We start from the raw sequence: 3,445 nt of genomic DNA on the forward strand, positions 1-3,445 counted from the left end.
GAGATGTATAACGTAGGCTATGCAGTTGTCGCGATGCCCGGTGTTGCCAAACCCGTCGAGCACTTCCCCGACGGCCTGTTGGACGCGATGATCGACAATGACTTCGAATTCGCCGCCAATAACCGTGCTGCCATCCTTGCGGAATGGCAAGAGCGTTATGACGGCAAGTCCGAACCCAAAGAATAAACCACTCGGGCCGGAGGGGCTTAACGCCCCTCCGGCCTTTGGATAAACTTCCCCTTACAATTCATGTGAACGGCGCGGCGAATTTCTGGCCATTCTTCCGCCATGGCTGCTGCGCAAAGCTCAAGGACCACTCCCCGTGCTTAAGAAAACCTCTCCCGGTGATCTCTATCTGAGTATCCAAGACCTCTGGAAGGCGTTTGGTGATTTTCTGGCCCTCCGGGATATCTCGCTGGACATCAACGAAGGCGAATTCATCTGTTTTCTGGGGCCCTCGGGTTGCGGCAAGACCACGCTTTTGCGCGCCATTGCGGGGCTGGACCTGCAGACCAAGGGGACGGTCATGCAGGACGGCAAGGATGTCTCGAACCTGCCCCCGTCCGAGCGTGATTTCGGGATCGTGTTCCAGTCTTACGCGCTGTTCCCGAACCTGACGATCGAAAAGAATATCGCTTTCGGGCTGGAAAACACGGGCCGCAGCAAATCCGAGATTGCGGTGCGGGTGGCCGAGCTCCTGAAACTGGTGGGCCTGCCGGATCAGGGCAGCAAGTATCCCGCCCAACTGTCGGGTGGTCAGCAACAGCGGATCGCTCTTGCGCGCGCCATTGCAACCAATCCTGGCCTGCTGCTGCTTGACGAGCCGCTGTCGGCGCTGGACGCCAAGGTGCGTGTACATTTGCGGCATGAAATCAAGGAATTGCAGCGCAAGCTGGGCGTGACGACTGTGATGGTGACCCACGATCAGGAAGAGGCGCTGGCCATGGCCGACCGGATCGTGGTCATGAACCACGGCGTAATCGAACAGGTCGGTACGCCCACCGAGATTTACCGCCACCCGGCCAACCTTTTTGTGGCCGACTTCATCGGCGAGATGAACCAGCTGCCCGCGGTCGCCGGTGATACCGAAACGCTGGAACTGGGCGGTTCAATTCTGAAATGCGAGCCGCACAGCCTGCAGAAAAGCAGCAGGATCGTGGCGGCAGTACGCCCCGAGGATATCATTCCACATGGCGAAGGCGCACGCTCGCCCGGTGCGCCGGATGTGATTACCACACCGGAAAACGCGTTCGAGGTGTCGATCACCGAGATGGAGTTCCTTGGCTCGTTCTGGCGCTGCCGCCTGTCGCATCAGATTTTTGGTGACGAAGAACTGATTGCAGATTTCTCGATCAACGCTGTGCGTCGTCTGGGCCTTGAAGCGGGTGGTCAGATGATGATCGAGCTGCCCCGCAACCGCCTGATGGCCTTCACCCCGGCGGAGGAGGGCTGATGACCGATACCACCTCTCTGCCCGCCGGCCCGATCATCAAGGGCAAGTTGAGCCGCGACGACATCATTATGCGCGGTGGCATGATCATCATCGCCCTGTATCTGGTTGTGACGCTGGCGTTCCCGCTTTGGGCGATGCTGTCCAAATCGTTTTCAACCTTTCGTATGGAATTGTCGCAATACGAGTTTCAGGTCAGCGACGACAATGGCGTATTCAGCGGCACCGTACTGAATGGTGCTCAGCTGAATGCCGAAACCGGGGCTTATAGCGAACAAGACTTGTCAACAGGCTCGGACGGACGGCTGTCTGTCACTCCGTTTTTCCCGGATTTCAGTTTCCGCAGCCCGGTGATGTACCAGATCCGCAACACCGTGCCAGATGGGCGGTTCCTGATCGGGTCCAATCTGCAAACAGGCACTGATTGGGTCGAGCTAGATTCGAACACGTTCCGCAGGGTTCAGTTGCGGCCGGTCAAATCGACGGGCGTGGACAACTTCGTCAGCTATTTCTCAACCCCGGCACTGTTCAACTCGATCAAGAACTCACTTTGGATTTCAGTCGTTGTTACGGTTATTACTGTGACGCTGGCCTTCTGGTTTGCTTATGCGCTGAACCGCAGCTGCATGCGCTTCAAAGGCCTGTTTCGTCTGGTTGCGATGGCTCCAATTCTTGTGCCGTCCCTCTTGCCGGGGATCGCTTTGGTGTATCTCTTCGGCAATCAGGGTATGATCAAGGAACTGCTGTTTGGTGCCAGTATCTACGGGCCTATCGGGATCATCATAGGTTCGGTCTTCTTCACCTTTCCACATGCGTTCATCATCATCTCGACAGCTTTGGCCATTTCCGATGCCCGGCTATACGAAGCGGCTGCCAGTCTGCGCTCGACGCCATGGCGGACCTTCTGGACCGTGACCATCCCCGGCGTGCGCTATGGCCTGATCTCTGCTGCCTTCGTGGTGTTCAACCTGGTGATCACGGATTTTGGTCTGCCTAAGGTTATTGGCGGACAGTTCAACGTTCTGGCCGTCGATATCTTCAAGCAGGTGATCGGTCAGCAGAACTTTGAGATGGGCGCCGTTGTGTCCGTTGTGCTGGTGGTGCCGGCGATCCTGGCCTTTGCAATAGACCGGTTGGTGCAGTCGAAACAGGTGGCGCTGCTGTCGGCGCGTTCCGTTCCGTATCAGCCGAATCCGAACCCAAAAACGGATCGTATCATGCTGGTCTATTGCAGCCTGGTCGCCCTGTTCATTGTCGGAATTCTGGCGGTTTGTCAGTTCGCTGCACTGATCAAGTTCTGGCCCTATGACCTAAGCCTGAGCCTGCGCAACTATGACTTCAACCGCATGGATGGCGGTGGTTGGGCGTCGTATTTTAACTCGATCAGGATGGCGCTGCTGACTGCAGTGATCGGCACTTCGGTCGTGTTTTTCGGCGCCTATCTTGTTGAAAAGTCAAACGGGTTCAAAACCGGGCGCGCTTTGTTCCAGATGTTTGCCATGCTGCCCATGGCGATCCCCGGAATGGTGTTGGGCCTAGCCTATATCTTCTTCTTCAACAACCCGGCCAACCCGCTGAACGCGATCTATGGCACCATGGCCATTCTTGTGATCTGCTCGGTGACACATTTCTACACCGTGTCACATTTGACCGCCGTGACGGCGCTCAAGCAGATGGACCGAGAGTTTGAATCTGTCTCTGCCTCACTCAAACAGCCGACAATGAAGCTGTTCGCCCGGGTGACCGTACCGGTCTGCCTGCCCGCGGTGCTGGATATCTCGATCTACCTGTTCGTCAACGCGATGACGACCGTATCTGCGGTCGTGTTCCTGTATTCACCCAAGACCACCTTGGCCTCGATTGCGGTGCTGAACATGGACGATGCGGGTGATATCGCACCCGCTGCGGCGATGGGGATGATGATCTTTTACACCAATGCGGCGGCGCGGATTTTACACCTGATTGCGTCCAAAGGAATCCTGAGTCGAACCCAAG

At 56.7% G+C, this 3,445-nt stretch carries 2 protein-coding genes and 1 pseudogene; all 3 read left to right on the top strand.

Features of this window, described 5'->3' with window-relative positions; translation table 11 throughout:
* A pseudogene (locus tag ACR0KM_RS20920) lies at nt 1–186 on the top strand (putative 2-aminoethylphosphonate ABC transporter substrate-binding protein); the annotation flags it as partial.
* Between the two features lie 136 nt (nt 187–322).
* Nucleotides 323–1,453 carry a putative 2-aminoethylphosphonate ABC transporter ATP-binding protein gene (locus ACR0KM_RS20925; protein WP_480820971.1) on the top strand — a complete coding sequence of 377 codons (1,131 nt, stop codon included), beginning with the start codon at nt 323–325 and terminating at the stop codon, nt 1,451–1,453.
* Nucleotides 1,453–3,445 (top strand): putative 2-aminoethylphosphonate ABC transporter permease subunit (locus ACR0KM_RS20930; RefSeq protein WP_480865569.1); only part of this gene is annotated, 1,993 nt, incomplete at its 3' end. The genes ACR0KM_RS20925 and ACR0KM_RS20930, both read left to right, overlap by 1 nt.

Source organism: Ruegeria sp. G10, from assembly GCF_056533645.1.